This window comes from Pirellulales bacterium, from assembly GCA_036499395.1.
Classification (GTDB): Bacteria; Planctomycetota; Planctomycetia; order Pirellulales; family JACPPG01; genus JACPPG01.
Map to the genome: position 1 here is coordinate 15,071 of DASYDW010000121.1, position 19,540 is coordinate 34,610.

The following is a 19,540-nucleotide window of genomic DNA, read 5'->3' on the forward strand; positions in this document are numbered from 1 at the left end:
GATCTGCATAGAGAACGACTTCTGTCCTTAGTCCCCGTAAGTGCGCTTATTTGCGGGTGTGCCGCCGACTGCTCCGCCCGAAATCCCCGATTGCGGCTCGGTGGGGTCTTCTTGATCAATGAACTCGGCGTCACCAGGTGCTCCATCGCCGGCTGGAAGTCCCGCGAGGCCGCTCGAATCAAGTCCGCCTGCCGGACTTCCCGTTGCCTCATCGCCGATTTGGCAGACATCGCTGTCCTCGCCTGGCAATAGTTCGTCGTCTCGTTGCCCGGCCCGTTGTTGTGCTCGATCTTTGTCGCTACTTTTCATGGCTCTTCCTTTTTTGAGCTGCCCGAGTGTCGATTGAACGTGCAAGTCGAATGCCAATCGGCACGCGTTTTGCGTAATTACCGCAAAGTCCTATCAATGGAGCAAATCATGAAACTTAAAGGATTCGACGCGATTCAGTTCGCAGAGCAAGAAGGCTTGGCGCTCAACAAAGACGCCGACAGCATCGATGAGGCGGCAACCGGTCTGACAGTCGCAGAAGCTGAGGCGATTGCCGTCGATTCCCCAGACCTGATTTGGCTGGAAGTGCCGGATGAGATGTATTACGGAGAGCCTAAAAACATGGAACCAGGACGGTAACTCCTCCCTCGAAAGGAGAAGATCGCTATTTCCCATGACAGCAAATACACGAGCGACGACGAGATCAAGCGGACGGTTAGCGAGCGTGGCGGTCAGCCGGCGACCATTGCCCATCACGCTCACGGCGGCGAAGAAGCTTGCTTACTGCGAATTGATAGGCCCGGGGGACCAAGCAATCTTAAACTGGAGCCATTGTCGTGGGATGACCTCTTCCAGAAGTTCGACGAATCGGATTTAGTCTCTTTTATCAGGACGAGACGGCCGACGGCGAACGAGCCACTTCTGCAAGTTCGTCAGCCGAGAGACTGCTTTAGAACAGGTGGAGAATAAGTGAGGCTAGCTTGCTTGCATTTATTTCAGCGTTAAATGATCGGAGTTACGTGGAGAGAAATTATCATGAGCACACGAAAACAAAAGGCGCAGCCCAAACCGCCTGCCTTCGATAAGGCAAACAAATCCGGCTCGGTCCAGCCCGAGGAGCGACCGTCGTGGCAATCCGACACTCAGAATGCCGGGGGAGCCGCGACCGAAATAGACGAGGACGACAGGCGCCGCATTCCCGATCGAACCGGCGGACAAAATGGCGCGGTGGACCAGAAACGTAACGATGAACAGCAATATCATGCTGCTGGCGTCGCCCATGATCCGCACCATCGCACCCAGGAACGTATCGACCGCGGCGACCCGGATGCGGGGGACGTCGACGATGAAACTCGCGCACAAAGCGCGCCATTCAACAAGACTTACGGTCACCACCCGTAGGTTAACGTGGAAAGAATGGAGCCGTCCCAGTCCATGATGGGGCGGCTTTTTTTGCGCTGCAGCGTACCGCCTGTCTTTTAAAACAATCGTAGCTGTGTGTTGGTGGATTCGGGCGACCGTGCCGGTCCGAAGACACTACGCCCACCAAGCGACGGGCTGATCTGATATTCATGGGCAATCAGTTTTTCAAAATCGGCTTCCGGCTGCAGCGTATGCTCTATCGTTTTGACGAACCGATGTAGACGCGACAAACCTTCGCTCCGCTCCTTATCACCTAGTTTCGCCCTTTCCAACGACGTTTCCAAAACCTCGACCGTTCGGTCGTAAACTTTCGTCGGCACTGGAAATGGATGGCGGTCCTTGCCGCCGTGCGCAAAAGCGAACCGTGCTGGGTCCCGAAATCTTGTCGGTGTTCCGTGAATGACTTCGGCGACGAGAGCAAGCGATTGAAGCGTTCGAGGCCCCAACTTTTCTAAAAGAAGAGCAGACGCAAAGTCCGACAGGTTTCGCTCGTAGGCCGTAAGCAAAACAGCGCCAAGGCGCTTAAGATCGACGCAGTGGCGACCGACTTCGTGCCGCCGATGCATCATGAGCTTGCGGATCTCTTGCAGATTGGTTTCCGGCTTTTGCCTTAGGATATCGAGGATGGCTCCTTGTGCTGGAGCCGCTTGGCCATCCACAAGGTTCATGATCTGACCCTGCGACTCGCCGGCGATACCGCTATGGGGTGCCTCAATAAAGCTCTTGAGGCGCTGAGAGTGCCAATGATAACGACGGGCCATGCCTGTCTGAACATTCATTCCTTGCTGAACGACTACCCATTGCCCATTGCGCGCAACAATGAAGCTGTGCAGATACAGCTGAAAGCCGTCACCCACGGCGTTATTATCGACGCGGGCGGAAAGTCGGCTGGCACGTACTAGAGCATTGGCATCGAGGCCAGTGTCCTCTCCGACGGATATGAGTTCGTCGGGGGTCTGGCGCGAATGGCGTCCCCGGCCACCACAGATGTAGATTCCAAGCTCGCCGGCTTTCGACCGCAGCGCTCGCTTGAGCGCGCCGACTACGGACGTCGTAACGCCCGACGAATGCCAGTCCATTCCTAATACGCACCCGAAGGCCTGAAACCAAAAGGGATCGGCCAGCCGCGCCAGTAGTTCGTCGGTGCCGTACTGCTGAATGATCGTTTCAGAAATGGCGCCACCAAGAGCCGCCATACGCTGGGCGAGCCATTGAGGAACGTGGCCGCCATGCAGCGGCAGATCGGCATGACCCGAACGTCTCATTGCGCCACCGGTCCAGAGGAGTCCACCATAATGGACATTTGATCACTCTCGGCTAAACCCGTCAATCGGAGGGCTAAAGATGAACAGCGCGCGAATCTGGAGCGATGGCAAGTCGAACGGCTACTGAGCGTGTGGATTCAAGAGCTTCACTTTCTGGTTCGCCTTGAAGGCAGAATGCACCAGAAGCGTTTCCCAATAAATGATCCGGTGCTTGAATGCGTGAGACCGACGCGCGAATCGGTTAACGAATTGGTAATCCAACTGCACCGATTTCTACCTCCGGCACAACGCTAGTGTCGTCACGGAGTTTGGCTGCCAGGCACTTTAACGGTGGCAGCGCCGTTCCTAGTATACTGATTCCGATCTTAGGGTACGAAGTTCCCCATGGCTGGACCGACCATGCGCTCGCGATCCTCTCATTATGCGATCGCAGCGCTGGCGGTCGCCGCCGCCACGCTGATCAGGTTCCTCCTCGACCCACTCGTTGGTGACCGGTTTCTATTACCGACCTATTTTGCAGCGATCGGCTTCGCCGCCTGGTATGCCGGCGTAAGGGTAGCCATCTTCGCGGCAATACTGAGCTATCTGGCGGCAGACTATTTTTTTATCCCACCGGATGCCGCACTCCCTCTTACGCACTGGGATGAGACAACTGTCAACGCCTTTGTTGCCTTCATCGTCGTCACCGCCACCATTCTCATCCTCACGGAACTGTTGAATCGCGCCAATCGACGCGCTATCGGGGATCGTGAAAGGTTCCGCGTCACCCTGTCAAGCATCGGCGACGCGGTCATTGCCACCGGACCCGGTGAACGCATCACATTCATGAATGGCATCGCCACCGCCCTGACCGGATGGCAAGCCGACGAAGCGATCGGGCGGCCGCTGAAAGAGGTGTTTCACATCATTCAGGAGAAGACTCGCCGCCCCGTCGAGAATCCGTGTGCCAAAGTTATTCAGACTGGCGCCATCGTCGGTCTGGCCAATCATACTGTTCTCATTGCCAAGGATGGCACGGAACGGCCCATCGACGATAGCGCTGCCCCCATTTTCGACGACCACGGCAAGGTGCAAGGCGTCATCCTTGTCTTTCGTGACGCCACCAAGCAGCGCCAGGCGGAAGAAGCACTGCAAAAGCTCGCCGACATCGTCGAATACTCTGACGATGCCATCATCAGCAAACGAATCGATGGCACGATCACTAGCTGGAACGCTGCCGCCGAACGACTCTACGGCTACACCGCAGCCGAAGCTATCGGTCAACACATTAGCCTCATCGTCCCTGCCGACTACCGGGCGGAACTCCAGGAAATTATGCAGCGGCTTTCTGCCGGTGAGCGAATCGAGCATTGGGACACTGTCCGCCAACGCAAGGACGGTTCGCTGGTCGAGGTGTCACTGCGCATCTCTCCCATCAAGAACGCCGAAGGAGAAGTGGTTGGCGCTTCCAAGGTGGCTCGCGATATTAGCGCTCGGCGAAAGGAAGAAAACGCCGTTGAATTTTTGGCAGATTCCGGGCAGAAGTTGGCGGCGCTTGTGGACGAGCGGAGTGTGCAAGACCTGATTGCCAGCTTGCCCGTGCCGTATTTTGCGGACTGGTGCATCGTTTACCGCCTAATCGACGATGGACAGATCGAACCCGCGGCATATTATCATCGCGATCCTGACAATAGCGCCGCCTTGCATGAATTGATCGCGGCTATTCCGTTGAGCTGGGACTCCATGGCGTCCGCTGCCAATGCCTTACGCAAAGACGCCTCTCATCTCGTTGCCGATATCCCCCGATCACACTTAAACACCTTTTCGGCCAAACCGGCGGTCGGCGCCCTCTTTGACAAACTGCGCCCGCGCTCGGTGATCAGCGTGCCAATGCGGGCGCGAGATCATATCCTTGGCGTCATCACCTTCGTGAGGTCCGATGGGCGCGAAGCGTATCATGATGCCGACTGCCGTTTTGCCGAGAACATTGCCGGAAGAGCAGCGATCGCCATCGACAATGCCCAGCTATATCAGTCCGTTCAACAAGCCGTTGGCCAGCGTGACGAATTCCTGGCCATGCTCGCCCATGAGCTGCGAAACCCTTTGGCCGCCATTCGCTACGCGACCGACCTCGCCCGCATGCCGGCACAAGAATACAACCCGCACCTGTTTGACATCGTCGAACGGCAGCTCGGCAACTTCTCACGCCTGATCGACGATCTTCTTGATGTATCCCGTGTCAGCCAGAACAAGATTTCGCTCCAGCTGGAAGATTCCGACGCCAAGATTATCGCCTCACGGGCTCTGGAAACGGCTCGTCCGGTTCTGTTGTTGAAAGGGCACCAAATCACCGTCGAGCTTACCGACGAGGAATTGCCGATTCATGTCGACGCGGTACGCACCGAGCAAATCGTGGTTAATCTCCTCACCAATGCCGCGAAGTACACACCCGACGGAGGACACGTGTGCCTTAGGGTACAAGCCGACCGAGAATGTGCCGTCACTAGCGTTTCCGATTCCGGTATCGGTATTGCGCCCGAAGTCTTGCCGCGCGTCTTCGATCTTTTCGCCCAGGCCGACCGGACCATCGATCGCACTGAGGGAGGCCTCGGCATCGGTTTGACCGTAGCCAGACGACTCGCGGAAATGCAGGGCGGGGTGCTTTCGGCGGCCAGTAAAGGACTCGGCAAAGGCTCCGAGTTCACCTTGCGGCTGCGCCTCACGACTCCGAAACCGTCGTCGGCGGTCGCCGCCAATCGAGCACAAGCGACAAGTCATCAGCTACGCATCTTGGTCGTCGACGATAACCGTGACACCGCGACAACCGCCTCATTGCTCTTAAAGGCCAGCAAACATGAGGTGCGAGAAGCATACGAAGGTTATGCCGCACTTGAAACGTTCAAGGCCTTTAAGCCGGACGTGGCGTTGCTGGACTTGGGCCTTCCCGGACTGAATGGATTCGAGGTCGCCCAAAAGCTCCGCGAAGCTGGATTTTCTCGCGAGATCCTGATTGCGGTTTCTGGATACGGCCAACCGGAAGATCGTCGTCGATCACAGGAAGCTGGCTTCAATTACCACCTTATCAAGCCTGTGCATCATGCGGACCTGATAAAAATCCTGAATACGATTGTCCCAGGTATTCGCGACGAGTCGTAATCGTCCGTACGTTGTTGAATGAAAGGCTCAATCCCAATCGGACGAGCATTTGCCGTGGTTGTCGGTCAAGTAGCCCAACTAACGACTTTTCTGGACGCCGGGCTCAGGACCGCAACGAACGCGATACGGCAATTGAGCCCGGGCGCATTCTGTACCGCGGTACAGAATCGGTTTGAAACCGTGAGAATTCTCCATAAAATGTAGAGAGTTACGGCAAGCCTTCGGGAGGCGCGTCTGTTCCAAAAAACTCTGTTTTTGAGGGCTTTTTCACGCATTTCGCCGCCAATCGCTCACGCTACTTCTAATCCGCAGGTTACAGGTTCGATTCCTGTCGGGCGTACTTCTGCACATCGATTCAGGCGCTAGATTTAAACACTGAACCAATGGGCTCGTCGATCTTTAGTGCGGTGGCCCGTTTCCCGCAGCGGCCTTTAACCGGCGATCTTCCGTTCCATCAGATGGCTCGCCCTCATCTCGATCATTTCCAACTCAGCAGCCACCTGTCTGCGGAACTGATCCAAGGCGAATTGCACAGCCTGCCGTTCATCTAACTCTGCGGGCACCCACAATTCGTTAGCGTGACGCTCGGCCAGTTCGTGCAGATTCAGCGGCCCCGGATTTTCGGTTGTCGTGCTGAATCGCATTTGTTGTCGCCAGCGAGCCATGTATACATTTGTACACTATTCACTGGTGCCGTCAAGAGGATCCCAAAAAATACGTCCGTGCTGGAAAAATGGCTGGTTGGCCTGACCGTGCTCGCGAAAGAAGAACAAGTCCGACAATTAGCCGAGCAGAGCGATCAGGGACACCGCTTAGTCGACCGCCTTTACTTCGGGGATTCGCCACGTGCCGTCGATAATCGACGGCGACGATTCCTTCGGCCAGTAGAGTCGCATCATCAGAATGAACTTATCCACCGGAGCGGGCAGCCGGTTCGATTCCTTGTCCGCGCCCGGGCTTTCGTTCTGAACGTACAAGTCCACACATCCATCCGCGTTTGACTTCAAGTTCTGGCGCGCGCTGATGCTCTGTCGATTGATGGGATTTTGCACGAAGAGATAGTTTTTGTCGTACATGGTCAGCGACCAGAAACCCTCCACCGGCGGAAGTTGGCCCTTCGCGAAATGCATCACATATTTCTTCTGGCCTTAATAGGACTCGAGCGCATTCGGCCCTTCGGACGTCGGATAAACGGCGTCCTGCGGCCGGTTGGCGCCAAGGCCGATCGCCGTGATGAGCGCGCGTTGAATGTAATTGGTGCCGTACAGGCCGGTCTTAGTGGTGAATAGCCAGCCGTACTCCAGCTTCATATCGCGATCTACGATTCCCTCCTTCATCCATAGCATGATCTTCTCGTTGGCAATCTTGGGAACCAGCGAGAACTCCTCTTTCTCGAGCTTGCTCAACTTGCTGCTGTCGAACGGCTGGCCGGGCACGATGCCGAGCACCCAAGGCTCGTGCCCCACATCCAGCCAGGCGGTTGTATAGAGCGTGTCGGCATTCGGCGCAGCGGTTGCGATGCCTGCCGTAGAGCAGCAGGCTCAATCCGCAGACGGCCCCCGCGCCCGCCAGTGCTACGCTCGCCGGCTCGGGCACCGATAGTGCGCTGGCAGACGCGTTGCTGCTGTTTCGTAACCAGTTCGACGCCGCGAGGGCCATGTCTTGACCATTGACGATGCCATCATGGTTGAGGTCTCCCGTCATTCCGCTGCCCGAGCGCAGCCAATTGCTGGCCATCAAAGCGATGTCCTGCCCGTTGACGATACCGTCGAAGTTAGCGTCCCCGGGAAGCTGCACGCCCGAGGTGTGCGGTTGCAATACGGACATTACCGGCCGATCAGCCTGGCTAGCAGTTCCCAGCTTCGTCGGCTCAGCGGTAAACAGATAGTTTTGCCACCACGGCCCCGCCGCCCACCATGTCCAGCCGAGCCACGAATTGCTGTGGGCCTCGACGTAATTCAACATGTTGTTGAGCGCCTCGTCGCCAATTTGATTCGCGGCGGTACCAATCGTCGAATTGGCGACGGCGAACTCTCCCAAGAAGCCCTTTAAGTTGTGTGCCTCTAGCCATTGCGTAAAACTCGTCAATCGTTCGACGCCGATCATCGGATCGTTGTTCGTGATCTTAGCCGTAGTGCCAGAGCCATCAGGGTCGAGATATTGATGCGCCTCGATGGCGAAATTGTTGCCGGGGTCCACGATCTTGAGCATGGCGGTCGCGTTCGGGGTGCCGTACCAGTTGTCGCTCCACGAATCGGCATTCGTCCAGGCGTTGCCAGGCACCAGCACCAGGTTCTGCGCGCCGGCGCTGCGGATGGCCGCGATCGCGGTATTAGCCGCCGTGACCCACTGCTCGGTCGGCATGGAATTCGGTTCGGTCATCAGGCCAAAGATGACGTGCGGATTGTCCTTGTAATCGGCCGCCAGGCGCGACCATAGATTCGCAAATGCCGAATCTGGCACGTCGGCGCTGCCGATCAGCCCTTGCGCCGATTCCTCCATGTTGTTGGGGTCGGGATAATATCGCGCGAAGTTATGCGGATCGATAATCACGTTCGCCCCATGGCTGGTGGCGTACGTGATGAAACTATTGAAACGCGCAAACTCGGCGCTATCGAACGCGCCGTTCAAAGTCGGCTGCAGGCGCTCCCAACGGAATGGCAGGCGCAACGTGTTCATCCCCTCGCTGAGAAAGTAATCCACCTCTTTGGAATTGGGATAGATGTAGTCGTCGTCGTACGTGCCGAGGTCCGTAGGAGTCGGCGCACTGCCGAATTCAGCGCCCGCTAGACTCACGCCGGTGTAGAGGAGGTCGCTGCCATTGGCCCCTTTACCGGCCAGACCAATAATCGCAGCAACCCAAACAATCGACGCGTGCAGCGGCCGAGTGCCGCGCAAGAATTTGAAACAGATTCTGCAAGACTTCATTTCGTGGTGTGCTTTGCGCTATTGCCACCTGTAAGTCGGTGCATCCTGCGCGCTCGGATCCTGGCTGGCCCAGTGCGGCTATCATAGCTGCATCGCAGCGCAAGATCGCTAAACGGCGCATTCACTGCCAGTTCAGTGCGCGTTAGCAAACGCACTGCGTGTGGGCTGCAGAGAATTTCAGCAGGCGCGGGGAATTATTGTTCCGGTGACGCGCCGCCCTTTAAGCCACGCGCCACCACAGCTCGCTCGACACCGTCGATCACGAGTTGCAGGACGACGGCGAGCAACGCCGCGGGAATCGCTCCGGCCAAGATCAGCTTCAGATCATTCAGTCGAATGCCGCGCAAGATAGGCTGCCCTAGCCCGCCCGCTCCGATGATGGCGCCCAAGGTCGCAAATCCAACGTTCTGTACCGCGGCCGTGCGAATGCCAGCCAACATGACTGGAAGGGCCATCGGCAGTTCGATTTCGGCCAACTTTGCTGCTGGACTCAGGCCCAACACCGTCGCCGACTCGATCGTGCCGCGCGGAATTCCTTCCAAACCTGTGATGGTGTTTCGTACGATCGGAAATAAACAATAGGCCATTAGCGCGACGACGGCAGTTACCGATCCCTCGCCGATGCTGGGATAGCCAAGGGCGCCGATCACCGGCATGAGCAAGACCAACAGCGCGAGCGCGGGAATCGTTTGCAAAAGCCCGACGGCGGCCAGCACGACACGGCCAGCTCCTCGATAGCGCTGGCAAAAGATGCCTAATGCCGTGCCCACCACTATGGCCGGCAGCAACGAACGACGCACCAGGTCGAGGTGTTCACCGACGTGCTTTAGGATGACACGGCTCAACGAGTCTGCTTTCGGCTCTGTCTTCAGTCCCATTTGCGTGCGCAAGAAGCCCGCCGCGGCCTGTGACTCTGACTGGTCCCCGGACTCGACGGCGTCGTTTAGTTCACGCATTTTTTGCTCAGAGATATTCCCTTCGAGCTTTTGGATGCACTCGAGAAATCCCGGTTGATGCTCGGCCGTGTCAATTCGATAGAGCCACACCGCGTCGTAGCCAGGAAAGAACTTCAGGTCGTCTTCCAGCAATATCAAATCGTTGCGATGCACCATCGCGTCGGTGGAATAGACGTCGGTCACATCGATTTCGCCTGCCAGAAGCTGCGGATAGGCAATATCGTGATCGACTCCGACAACATTTTGCTGCGGCAGGTCATAGTGCCGCACGAGCGCACGCCACCCATCGCCGCGGTCGAGAAACTCATGCGTCAACGCCAGCCGCAACTCAGGCAACCTCCGAAGATCCGAGAGTTTCTTAATCGCCAACTCCTCGGCGCGTTTCCTGGTGAGCGCGAGCGCATAGGTATTACTGAATCCCAAGGAAGCAGAAATCCCGACGCCTTCCGCGCGAAGCTCTTGCCGCATGGCTTCGTCATCGCGCACCGCTTTTCCTGCCAGGATTTCTTGAACGATTGTTCCCGTGTATTCCGGATAAGCGTCGATCTCGCCCGACCTAAGCGCCTGAAACACAATCTGCGTGCCACCAAATTCGCGGTAGTGAGCCGCGGTCAGGCCAGCATCTTCGCTCAACAGTCTCAGCATCTCTCCCAGAATTACCGACTCGGTGAACTTCTTCGAGCCGATGCGTACTGTCGCCTGGCGGTGGGGTAAGGGCGCGAGCCCCGCGACCAGCAGCGCGATGCAGAGTGCTCCCCATTTTAATATCGCTGCGTTCATCGTTTGGCGACGATCTGCGAATTGACGAATTCGCTCACGAAGTCATTGGCCGGAGCGTCCACAATACTAGCGAACTCCCCCTGTTGAACAATTCGCCCGTTCTCGAGCACACACACCCGATCGGCAAACCAGCTTGCCTCGACCAGATCGTGCGTAACCAGCAGCACCGTAGCACGCGTGCGCTCGAACACAACTTTCAAATCGCGCTGCAGTCCAGCACGGATCATTGGATCGAGCGCTCCCAGTGCCTCGTCAAGCAACAGTAATTGTGGGCTCAAGAAAAGCGCGCGCATAAGGCTCACTCGCTGTCGCTGCCCTCCCGATAGTTCATTGGGATAGCGCTTCAGAGCATCCGCAGGAAATCGCGTCATCTCGACCAATTCGGCCAATCGCTCTGCGCACCGCTCGCGGGACCACCTGTGATGGCGAGCCATGAGGGTCGCATTAGCCTCGGCCGTTAGATGTGGAAACAAGCCCCCCTCTTGAATCACATAACCGAGTCGCCGTCGCACCTCGGGCAGAGTGCGCTCGCTCAGTTCTAAATCGTCGACGACAATTTGCCCCGTCGTGGCCTGCACCAGTCCCGCGACCATGCGCAGAATCGTCGTCTTCCCGCAACCGCTGGGGCCCAGCAGCACGAGAACCTCGCCCGATTCCACGGCCAAATCGAACGGAGGTACAACGGTTTTATTTCCGTAGGCTTTCGAAACTCCCGAAAATCGCAACATGCTCGCACCTGCGCGATATGCGTCAGATCCGCGGTAGGACTACACGACACTTAGCAGCGAAGAATTGCAACATTAGGGGTAGTTCCGGTCCGGAGTCTGGTCTGTTATAGCGAGCGCCGGCGGGTATGTCGTACATCTGATTCGGATATTATACCGCTCGAGGCTTCAGGACATCGCACTTTGGTATCAAGTTTGCAGGCCTGATACCCGAGTGCAATGGCCCGGCTCGCAGGTTCTAATCTTTGCGGGTTCTCGTACCGGAATTCGTCAGACTGTCGCACGCCGTGGAGAGCATAATGCCTGGTCTGAACGCGACGTTCCATGCCGTCCGGTCGATGACCTGCTCACTCGCCACCGGCCTGTCGGCCGAAGACCAGATGGTTCAATCGTGTCCAGAAGCCAGCCCCACAAAATGGCACCAGGCACACACGACGTGGTTCTTCGAGACATTTGTGCTGCGCGAATTTCTGGCAGACTACACGCCGTTTCGCGAAGACTTTCGCTGGCTCTTCAACAGCTATTACAACGCGCTCGGCGAAGAGATTCCGGACAAAAAGCTGCGGGCATCATTTTCTCGCCCATCGCTCGACGAGATCGTGGCCTACCGGGCCCATGTCGACCGGGAGATAGCCAGACTTCTTGCCCGTCCCATTGATGAAGAAGCGACGCGGCGAATCATCCTAGGCTTAAACCACGAGCAGCAACATCAGGAACTCGCGCTGACCGACATCAAGCACGCATTTTTCGCGAATCCTCTCCATCCCTCGTACAAAGCCGACCTTCAGTCCGAAGATCGAGACTCACCAGGCGACAAGCTCCAGTGGCACGCATTCGACGGAGGGCTGATCGAGATCGGCAATCCGCTCCCTGCCACGACTACAGAAGCCTTTTGCTTTGACAATGAAACTCCTCGACACAAGGTGTATCTCGAACCGTTTCAAATTGCTAACCGCGAAGCCACATGTGCTGAGTTTCTAGAGTTCATGTCCGAGGATGCCTATGCACGGTCTGAACTCTGGCTCTCTGCCGGTTGGGACACGGTAAAAGCAACGGGCTGGCGAGCACCTCTCTATTGGCAGCCAGATTCGAGCGACAAGACAGGCTGGCGCATCTTCACGCTACGAGGTTGGATCGGGCTGTCCGCGCTTCTCAGCGTGCCGGTATGTCACATCAGCTTCTTCGAAGCCGATGCTTTTGCACGCTGGCGCGGCTGCCGACTTCCCACCGAAGCGGAATGGGAACGTGTGGCAAGTCAGACCCCTACACGTGGAAATCTACTCGACACGGGCAGGCTACATACTGCCCAAGCTCATGGCACGGGCATCGCACAACTGTTCGGAGATTGCTGGGAATGGACGGCCAGCCCCTACGTTGGCTACCCGGGCTATAAGCCCCTCCCCGGCGCGCTGGGCGAGTACAACGGCAAGTTCATGTCCGGCCAGATGGTTTTGCGGGGTGGGTCGTGCGTCACACCGCAAGATCATATTCGCGCGACTTATCGCAATTTCTTTCAACCGGCGACACGCTGGCAATTCACCGGCATCAGACTGGCAATGTAAGAAGGCTTCCCCGTCATGATTAGATGCTCGACCGCGGTCGACTCGACTTGCATCATTTCGTTGGACACACGCGACATGCTGATTTCGGAAGTGCGGCGTGGCTTGCGCGCGTGTCCGCGATCTCTCGCGCCGTGGATGTTTTATGACGCCCGCGGATCTCGTCTCTTCGAGCGAATTACGCAGCTGCCGGAATATTACCCGACGCGCACCGAGCGCACGATTCTCGCGAACTATTGCGACGAAATCATCGTGACCGCTTTTTCCAACAGGTCACATCCGGTGCGTCTGGTGGAACTCGGAGCAGGCACCGGCTCGAAGACCCTTATTCTGCTCGACGCTGCCGCGAGATCGCAGGCCGAGGTGCGGTATCTCCCCGTAGATGTATCGGTCGAGGCGCTCGCCGTGGCTCGCGATACGATCGCCGCATCATCTCCTGACATATATGTAACGCCGATCGTTGCAAACTACGTCACGCATCCGCCGCAGCTCCCCTCTTTCGATGGCACAACGTTGGCGCTCTATATCGGGTCGAGTATCGGCAACTTCACTCCGGCCGAGGCACGAACCATTCTCCGCAATATCGGTAGCCAACTGCAGCCTGGCGACTCGCTTTTGCTGGGAGTGGACATGGTGAAAGATGAGCCGACATTGCTGGCAGCCTATGACGACCGGCGTGGCGTCACGGCCGAATTCAACCGGAACATGCTGCATCGTCTCAACCGTGAACTTGCCGCGAATTTTATTCCCAGACACTTTCGCCATCGAGCTCTTTGGAACCGCGAGCATTCGCGCATCGAGATGCACCTGGAAAGTGCTTGCGACCAACGGGTGTGCATCGCTGCCGCGGACCTTGTTGTGAATTTTGCGAAAGGCGAGGACATTCATACCGAGAACAGCTACAAATTCACTCGCGAGACCATCCATGATCTTCTGACAGACGCAGGCTTCAACGTCGAACGCACGTGGCAAGACACGCTCGATTGGTATTCGGTCACCTTAGCCCGCGTTCGGTAACAACCGACATGTCCATCCATGTGCCGCTTGGGTTCCTCATCCATCGGCCTCAAAAAAGGATCGCTGCGACGCTTCGGTAGAACTGAATTCGCCTCGCAGGCGGCTTCTTACTGCCATGATTCGCCAATACACAGGAAAAACCAACAATGAAGATTCTCATGGTGCTCACGTCGCACGATCAGCTCGGAAACACCGGACGCAAAACCGGCTTCTGGCTCGAAGAATTCGCCGCGCCCTATTTTGTGTTTAAAGATGCCGGCGTCGACCTGACGCTCGCTTCTCCCAATGGGGGTCAGCCACCTCTCGACCCGAAAAGCGACCTGCCAGGAAATCAAACGCCGGCCATGGCTCGCTTCAAGAAGGACGCGTCGGCCCAGCAAGCGCTGGCCCATACGATCAAGTTAGAATCAGCCAAATCCGCAGACTTCGACACCGTGTTCTATGTCGGAGGGCACGGTCCGCTGTGGGATCTCGCCGAAAGCCCGGTCTCGATCGCCTTGCTCGAGTCGTTCTATAACTCGGGGAAGCCGATTGCGCTCGTATGTCACTCGCCGGGCGTGCTACGTCACGTGAAATTTCAGGGCGAACCACTCGTCAAAGACAAACGGGTCACCGGCTTTACCGATGAAGAAGAAGAGGGAGTGCAGCTCACTCATGTCGTTCCATTTCTGGTCGAAGACGAATTGAAGCGGCTCGGCGCCAAATTCGAGAAGGTTGCCCCCTGGCAACCATTTTCGATTACCGATGGCCGCCTCATCACCGGCCAGAACCCCGCCTCTTCGACTTCGGCAGCTCAGGCGCTCTTGAAACTACTGGCAGCGAAATAGCAACACGCATCGACGGCCGACGAGGCGACCTGAACGCACCCAGCCGGCGTAAGACGAACTACGTTACTCGCCATCGTCCAAGTAGAGAAGCTCCGCGGCATGCTGGCGGATGAACTCGGCCACTTTTTTCTCGACTAGATGGTCCCAGTCGTCCTGCCATAACTTTCGATTGATCGCGTTCCTGGCCGATCGATTCGCTGCGTCGTATTGTTGCCACCGCGTTTCAGGATCGTGCGGAACAATTTCGCCGGGAAACAGGCGGAATGCTTCCTGAAAGGCTTCGTAGCTGCGCGCGAGGCCAGCCTCTTTGAAGGCCTCGGCCGTGATCTGCAAATCTGGATCGCCCGGAAGTTCGCCGCCGAAAAGATACTCGAATCCACCATTGCCGATGATGGCCGTCACATGCCAAACCAGCATGACCACGCGTTCGATCGGTGAATACGCCAAAGCGTCTACCAAGTGATCATATCGGTCGCCGATTTTGGTAAACGTGCCGTTCAACAGGTCCAAATTGTTGGCCTTGGCCAGCAAGCTCAAAAACGGTGTGTCGCTCTCGTAACGCTCGCGGTTCTTTTGATCTTCATCCTCGGGCGCAGCCTCGTGGTGGTCCCGAACCAGATCCAAAACCTCGCACCGCGGCATCACGTCACGGATGTTCTGCAAACCTGAATCCGACAGGACGGGTGAACGGAAGCTCAAATGCTCAAGCCCTTGGCATCGTTCGAGTGACGGAATCACGTCGTCAGTTACCAAAGGTGTATTCAGGCAGAGCGATTCTAGCTGAAGCAGTTCGCCCACAATCGACACGCCAGCGCCGGTTACGTGCTCGGACGCGATTTCTAATGACCGTAAACGCGAGAGCGTGCCAAACTGTCGAAGTCCTACATCTGTAAATGGACCTTCAAGATAAAGCGATTCAAGGCTCGTGAGTCCGCCGATAGAAGCAAGCCCCTCGTCGGTAACACAGTCCAGGCAAACAATCCGTCGCAGCCGTGGCGAGCCTGACAAATGTCGGGCAAAAGCGCCAACAACTTTTACAATGTTCGTCACCGACACGCTTTCCAACGTTGCGAGCGCGGCGAGTGGAGCTAAGTCATCGTCACTGAATCTACCACAGTCGATTGCCAGCTCGACGAGCCTGCGAAGGTTCGCCAGGTGTTGAAACCCACGGCCGCCAAGCTGCTCTCCGCCAAGACTCAGTTCTTGCAGACGCGTCATCCCGGCCAAGCAAGCCAGGCCCTCCCCCGTGACATGAGGATTCTCTAGTTCCAGCTTTCGAAGCTTCGTCAGCGACCTTAGATGATGAAGCCCCGCATCGGTCACGTCCGTGTTCTCGAACTGCAACCTGCGCAAATCGTGCAGACAACCAATATGAGCGGCAATTTCGTCGGCGTCCTTATCGCCAGAGAGTGAAACCGCCACGACCCGCTCTTTTTTATCAAACCAGAAAGATATGTCCCGGGCTTGTAGGTATCTTAGCGCCTCGACGACTTGGTTGGTCTTGCCTGTGCCGCTCACAACGATCGCCCCTAAGGTCTGCGTCTAGCGCTCCGCCCTCTATTCGATGGGCTCCCACGTCTGCGAGTCGTACCGGCGGCCATTGCGCCAAACTCGGCGGTCCCGGGTCGGGTCGTTGAGCGAAGGCACGAGCACGTTCACAACACCATCGACTGTATCTAACACCTTTGGGAAAACAAGCTTCTCAACAGGTTCGGCAGCGATCGCGTCACGCGCAACCTCGTTGGCCGCACCCACGCGCCCGAGCCAGTATATCCCTGTCCAGCCCGGGCTCTTGAAATTGCCGCCTGCGAAATAGCGTAACGCATCGACGGCCGAGGAAGTTACTTGAAGAGCATGCAGCCTGTTCAGCAGCTTTCGTCGTCGGACGGACGGCCCTCGACCAGTTGCAGATTGCAATCCGGCATCGACTCTTGCAGCATTTTCATGCCGGTCTGCGTCAGTGCCGAGCGGAATATTCCCAAGTATCGAAGTCCGCGGCAGTGACGCAGCAGGAGCGCACCGGCGTCCGTCAAACGTGGAGTTCTCAATCCGAGCCATGTCAGTTTCGGCAGGTCGGCGAGCACTGCGATGTCCGCGTCGGTAACGCAATCGGACGTGATGAACAGTGTTTGCAGATTATGCAGCTGCGAGACTTGTTTGAGCGCCAAGCTTGAATAGGGGCCCACCAAAAACAGTTTTTCTAAGGTGGAGAGGCGCGAAATGCACGACACTCCCTCGTCTGTTACCCATTCTCCCGGGGACAGACGTAGAAGGTGTTCGAGCGGTGTTAGAAATCGAGCGTACGTGCCGGTAACTCGTTCATTCTCGGCCGTCCCGAGTTCTTCAAGAGATATCAAATCGGCCAGCGGCGCTACGTCTGCATCGCAATAAACACCACCGCAAATCTCCAATTCTTTGAGACTCTGAATTCGTGAGATGGTGTCAAGTTCGGGGCGACCGAACCCCGGTGAATCAAGCGCCAAGTGCTCAAGCTTCTTCATTCCGACGAGGCACGATAATCCAGCCGCAGTTACATTTGGGCTTTGCAGAGAAAGTTCGCGCACCTCGCTGAGATTCTGCAACGCGGCCACGCCCTTGTCGGAAATGTCCGTCCCATCGAATATCAGGTTCCGCACGTCGCGCAGTTGCCCAACGTGGGCCGCAATCTCGTCGGCATTCTTTGCGCGGTAAACCGCCACCTTAACGACACGTTCCTGATCGTCGAACTCAAAGAACTGATTGCACGTTCGCAAGCACCGCAATGCCGCCACGACCCGTTCTGACTGTCGACCGCCGCTCATCGGCAATTTGTTCCACGAGTGCATACGAAGCAATTCGGCCGTTTCTTATTCCCCAGCCACAATTTACGTAATGTCCTCAGATTTCAGCTGATACACATAACTCTCGCCCGTTTTCCGATTCGTGATCGTCAACGGGCCGCGGTAGTCGACTGGCGGATGCCAAATCTTGATGCAGAAAGTGGCCGAGTCCGGGATCGAGATATAGCTGATGATCGTGCCATTCTCGTCGATACCAAACCGTCCAGAGCTAGGCAGGACGCCGGCAAATGCATCAGTAGGATCGTGCACCTCTAGGCAATCATCATCCGCACCGCGAAGCATCAAAAAGAGCCGAACGTCATCCTCTGTTTTACTTTGCAGCACGCCGACAACGACGAACGGTTGGTTGCGTATCATGTCCAGAGCGTGCGGCAATCGCTGTCGAAGAAACTCGACCTGCGCTCGCGTCGGCCGGAGCATCGCTTCCTGCGCCGTTATCGCCCGCGGCAGCAGCTCACGAAGAGCATCGGACGGATTAACTCCCAAGGGCAAACCGCCGAATCGAACCACCTCGGGATAGATCACAATGCTGCACGACGGGGCGTATGCAACTAGCACGACGCGCCAAAATGGATGCCTCCCTAGAAACTCCCGTTGGATTCGCCGAATCAGGTCTTCCGTCACGTAGTCAAAATCTGGGTAGACCTCGAGCGTTCGATCATCGGCGCTACTGTGCACAAACATCGGCGGGTCGGCGATAGGATCAAACGGCTTAAGCTGCGATTGCTGTACGAGCTTCTGAAACCAGGGATTCTCCGCCACGTACAAATGAAAGAACTCGCCATGCTCAAATTCCGGCACCCCCTCCTGCGAATTCAATACCGGAATGCCACCGGGCCGCTCGTAGCCCAGGTTGTACCATCCTTGGAATTCCTCGAGTGAAGGAAATCGCTGTTCTTCTGATAAGGGGGTCATGCGAGCGAGCCGAAGTGCGAACGCACACGTGTATGCATTGAGCAATGCTAACCAGAGATTCTTCTGACTAGTTCCTGCCTCTCATGCTAGTATATCACGAATTATTAATCATACGATCGCTTTTGCGCAGCATCGAATGCTTCATCAATGCGTCGCTTGAAATTCAAAGCAGCCGTGGCGCCGACTCGGGTGATGATCTCCGTGTAAAGACTGTCGTCACCGGTCAGAAGATTTTGCGCCTTGCCAATGTCCCCTCGTTGAAGTGCCGCAAGCGCATTCTTGTAGTAACTGCTGTCGGCCATAACCTGCAGCCCCTTGATCTCGCCCGCGACAACCTCGCCAACGACATTCGAAAGGACGGCAGCAGCGGCGATCGACTGAAAACCTCGGTGCTTCATGTACTTGCGGCCCGCGGCCAACACATCATCCATCTTGCTTGATGTGCCGGCGGCACCCTTCGGCAGCATTTTTTTAATTGCGTTGTTGTACGACCCAATGACCTCGTGAGGATTCCCTCTAGCGTCAAGTCCTTTCTCCATGTATTCGGCGAATTGCTTCATTTGCTCCTTGGTCATGGGTTTTGATGTGGTTATCTTGTTGTCCTTGATGTAACGCTCCATTTGTTTCTTCACTTCCGCACTGTACTCCGGGTGTTTGATTCCCCCGCCAGTGACATTTCCATGCGGAGGATTGGTTGGTCCCGAATAGGCACCGGCCGCGTATTGGGCGGCCTCATCGGAAAGAAGTGGGCGAATTTTTTTATCCTGGACAACACCGGTTGGTACCCAATGATGTCCGACTGGCTGGGGCCAAGCAGTCAAACTGGCTGTCGCGTGCCCCGTATCCGAATAGATTGTCGACGAACGGCCATCCCCTACCTTTCCACTCCCACCCGTCGAGGCCCACCAGCCGGCGTTCGGTGGTCCGCCACGGCGTGGATGCTTTGCAGCGTTCCAGTTTCCTTCGCGTACCGTCGATGGGCCGCGCCCCGTGATCGCGTTGACAAACGTCTGGACTTCCTCGCGTGTCAGGGATCGATCAAGCCCCGGCGTGACAGGTGCGGTGATCGACTCGACAAACGCTTTTAGCCCTCTTTATCGTTCCGCTTCGGCGTCCTGAGCTTGCCGTCTTTGCAACTCTGCTCTCCACTCAGTCGAAATAGCCGCGAGGAACTTTAGCTGGT

Annotated in this window: 17 protein-coding genes and 1 pseudogene; 6 read left to right on the forward strand and 12 right to left on the reverse strand. The window is 56.7% G+C overall.

The window, feature by feature from the left end:
• Positions 1-27: 27 nt before the first annotated feature.
• Positions 28-309 (reverse strand): hypothetical protein, encoded by a 282-nt coding sequence (locus VGN12_22165; GenBank protein ID HEY4312170.1) that lies wholly within the window; start codon positions 307-309, stop codon positions 28-30.
• A gap of 108 nt (positions 310-417) precedes the next feature.
• Here VGN12_22165 and VGN12_22170 point away from each other — a divergent pair, with 108 nt between their 5' ends.
• Both VGN12_22170 and VGN12_22175 read left to right on the forward strand, forming a co-directional pair.
• Positions 418-627, forward strand: coding sequence for a hypothetical protein (locus VGN12_22170; protein ID HEY4312171.1), 210 nt, complete (start codon positions 418-420; stop codon positions 625-627).
• Between the two features lie 396 nt (positions 628-1,023).
• Positions 1,024-1,389, forward strand: a complete 366-nt coding sequence (locus tag VGN12_22175) for a hypothetical protein (protein ID HEY4312172.1) — start codon at positions 1,024-1,026, stop codon at positions 1,387-1,389.
• Between the two features lie 77 nt (positions 1,390-1,466).
• Here the strand turns inward: VGN12_22175 and VGN12_22180 are convergent, their stop codons facing one another.
• Entirely contained in the window at positions 1,467-2,675 is a 1,209-nt protein-coding gene (locus tag VGN12_22180; GenBank protein HEY4312173.1) for a DUF763 domain-containing protein, read from the reverse strand.
• A 384-nt stretch (positions 2,676-3,059) separates the two neighbouring features.
• Here VGN12_22180 and VGN12_22185 point away from each other — a divergent pair, with 384 nt between their 5' ends.
• Complete coding sequence (locus tag VGN12_22185; GenBank protein ID HEY4312174.1) at positions 3,060-5,810, forward strand: PAS domain S-box protein; 2,751 nt, start codon at positions 3,060-3,062, stop codon at positions 5,808-5,810.
• Positions 5,811-6,241: 431 nt separating this feature from the next.
• Here VGN12_22185 and VGN12_22190 read toward each other — a convergent pair whose 3' ends face one another.
• The 6 genes and pseudogenes from VGN12_22190 to VGN12_22215 all read right to left on the reverse strand — a co-directional run bounded on the left by VGN12_22190 (position 6,242) and on the right by VGN12_22215 (position 11,202).
• Positions 6,242-6,454, reverse strand: coding sequence for a hypothetical protein (locus tag VGN12_22190; protein ID HEY4312175.1), 213 nt, complete (start codon positions 6,452-6,454; stop codon positions 6,242-6,244).
• Positions 6,455-6,622: 168 nt separating this feature from the next.
• Positions 6,623-6,946 (reverse strand): annotated as a pseudogene (locus VGN12_22195) (DUF1214 domain-containing protein).
• 12 nt (positions 6,947-6,958) lie between these two features.
• The gene (locus VGN12_22200; protein ID HEY4312176.1) at positions 6,959-7,120 is read right to left on the reverse strand and encodes a hypothetical protein; all 162 of its coding nucleotides are present in this window, start codon (positions 7,118-7,120) and stop codon (positions 6,959-6,961) included.
• Positions 7,086-8,738 carry a cellulase family glycosylhydrolase gene (locus VGN12_22205; GenBank protein ID HEY4312177.1) on the reverse strand — a complete coding sequence of 551 codons (1,653 nt, stop codon included), beginning with the start codon at positions 8,736-8,738 and terminating at the stop codon, positions 7,086-7,088. Before VGN12_22205 ends, VGN12_22200 begins: the two co-directional genes overlap by 35 nt.
• 194 nt (positions 8,739-8,932) lie before the next feature.
• Positions 8,933-10,474 carry a glycine betaine ABC transporter substrate-binding protein gene (locus VGN12_22210; GenBank protein HEY4312178.1) on the reverse strand — a complete coding sequence of 514 codons (1,542 nt, stop codon included), beginning with the start codon at positions 10,472-10,474 and terminating at the stop codon, positions 8,933-8,935.
• Positions 10,471-11,202, reverse strand: a complete 732-nt coding sequence (locus VGN12_22215) for an ATP-binding cassette domain-containing protein (GenBank protein ID HEY4312179.1) — start codon at positions 11,200-11,202, stop codon at positions 10,471-10,473. The genes VGN12_22210 and VGN12_22215 overlap by 4 nt, the downstream gene beginning before the upstream one ends.
• 296 nt (positions 11,203-11,498) lie before the next feature.
• Here VGN12_22215 and egtB point away from each other — a divergent pair, with 296 nt between their 5' ends.
• From egtB to VGN12_22230, 3 genes are all read left to right on the forward strand, one after another.
• Positions 11,499-12,761, forward strand: a complete 1,263-nt coding sequence (gene egtB / locus VGN12_22220) for an ergothioneine biosynthesis protein EgtB (protein ID HEY4312180.1) — start codon at positions 11,499-11,501, stop codon at positions 12,759-12,761.
• Between the two features lie 15 nt (positions 12,762-12,776).
• Positions 12,777-13,775 carry an L-histidine N(alpha)-methyltransferase gene (gene egtD / locus VGN12_22225; GenBank protein HEY4312181.1) on the forward strand — a complete coding sequence of 333 codons (999 nt, stop codon included), beginning with the start codon at positions 12,777-12,779 and terminating at the stop codon, positions 13,773-13,775.
• Positions 13,776-13,921: 146 nt separating this feature from the next.
• A complete protein-coding gene (locus VGN12_22230) occupies positions 13,922-14,602 on the forward strand; it encodes a type 1 glutamine amidotransferase domain-containing protein (protein ID HEY4312182.1) in 681 nt (226 codons plus the stop codon).
• 63 nt (positions 14,603-14,665) lie between these two features.
• Here VGN12_22230 and VGN12_22235 read toward each other — a convergent pair whose 3' ends face one another.
• The 4 genes from VGN12_22235 to VGN12_22250 all read right to left on the reverse strand — a co-directional run bounded on the left by VGN12_22235 (position 14,666) and on the right by VGN12_22250 (position 19,178).
• On the reverse strand, positions 14,666-16,024 hold the full coding sequence (locus VGN12_22235) for a DUF4375 domain-containing protein (GenBank protein ID HEY4312183.1): 1,359 nt from the start codon (positions 16,022-16,024) through the stop codon (positions 14,666-14,668).
• A gap of 443 nt (positions 16,025-16,467) precedes the next feature.
• Positions 16,468-17,403 carry a hypothetical protein gene (locus tag VGN12_22240; protein ID HEY4312184.1) on the reverse strand — a complete coding sequence of 312 codons (936 nt, stop codon included), beginning with the start codon at positions 17,401-17,403 and terminating at the stop codon, positions 16,468-16,470.
• A 63-nt stretch (positions 17,404-17,466) separates the two neighbouring features.
• Positions 17,467-18,357: a hypothetical protein gene (locus VGN12_22245; protein ID HEY4312185.1), complete on the reverse strand. Its 891-nt coding sequence runs from the start codon at positions 18,355-18,357 to the stop codon at positions 17,467-17,469.
• 104 nt (positions 18,358-18,461) lie between these two features.
• A complete protein-coding gene (locus tag VGN12_22250) occupies positions 18,462-19,178 on the reverse strand; it encodes a hypothetical protein (GenBank protein HEY4312186.1) in 717 nt (238 codons plus the stop codon).
• Positions 19,179-19,540: the final 362 nt, after the last annotated feature.

Coding starts and splice junctions, on each gene's coding strand:
- VGN12_22165 (HEY4312170.1), bottom strand. CDS start 309: ATGAAAAGTAGCGACAAAGATCGAGCACAACAACGGGCCGGGCAACGA.
- VGN12_22170 (HEY4312171.1), top strand. CDS start 418: ATGAAACTTAAAGGATTCGACGCGATTCAGTTCGCAGAGCAAGAAGGC.
- VGN12_22175 (HEY4312172.1), top strand. CDS start 1,024: ATGAGCACACGAAAACAAAAGGCGCAGCCCAAACCGCCTGCCTTCGAT.
- VGN12_22180 (HEY4312173.1), bottom strand. CDS start 2,675: ATGAGACGTTCGGGTCATGCCGATCTGCCGCTGCATGGCGGCCACGTT.
- VGN12_22185 (HEY4312174.1), top strand. CDS start 3,060: ATGGCTGGACCGACCATGCGCTCGCGATCCTCTCATTATGCGATCGCA.
- VGN12_22190 (HEY4312175.1), bottom strand. CDS start 6,454: ATGCGATTCAGCACGACAACCGAAAATCCGGGGCCGCTGAATCTGCAC.
- VGN12_22200 (HEY4312176.1), bottom strand. CDS start 7,120: ATGAAGCTGGAGTACGGCTGGCTATTCACCACTAAGACCGGCCTGTAC.
- VGN12_22205 (HEY4312177.1), bottom strand. CDS start 8,738: ATGAAGTCTTGCAGAATCTGTTTCAAATTCTTGCGCGGCACTCGGCCG.
- VGN12_22210 (HEY4312178.1), bottom strand. CDS start 10,474: ATGAACGCAGCGATATTAAAATGGGGAGCACTCTGCATCGCGCTGCTG.
- VGN12_22215 (HEY4312179.1), bottom strand. CDS start 11,202: ATGTTGCGATTTTCGGGAGTTTCGAAAGCCTACGGAAATAAAACCGTT.
- egtB (HEY4312180.1), top strand. CDS start 11,499: ATGCCTGGTCTGAACGCGACGTTCCATGCCGTCCGGTCGATGACCTGC.
- egtD (HEY4312181.1), top strand. CDS start 12,777: ATGATTAGATGCTCGACCGCGGTCGACTCGACTTGCATCATTTCGTTG.
- VGN12_22230 (HEY4312182.1), top strand. CDS start 13,922: ATGAAGATTCTCATGGTGCTCACGTCGCACGATCAGCTCGGAAACACC.
- VGN12_22240 (HEY4312184.1), bottom strand. CDS start 17,403: ATGAGCGGCGGTCGACAGTCAGAACGGGTCGTGGCGGCATTGCGGTGC.
- VGN12_22245 (HEY4312185.1), bottom strand. CDS start 18,357: ATGACCCCCTTATCAGAAGAACAGCGATTTCCTTCACTCGAGGAATTC.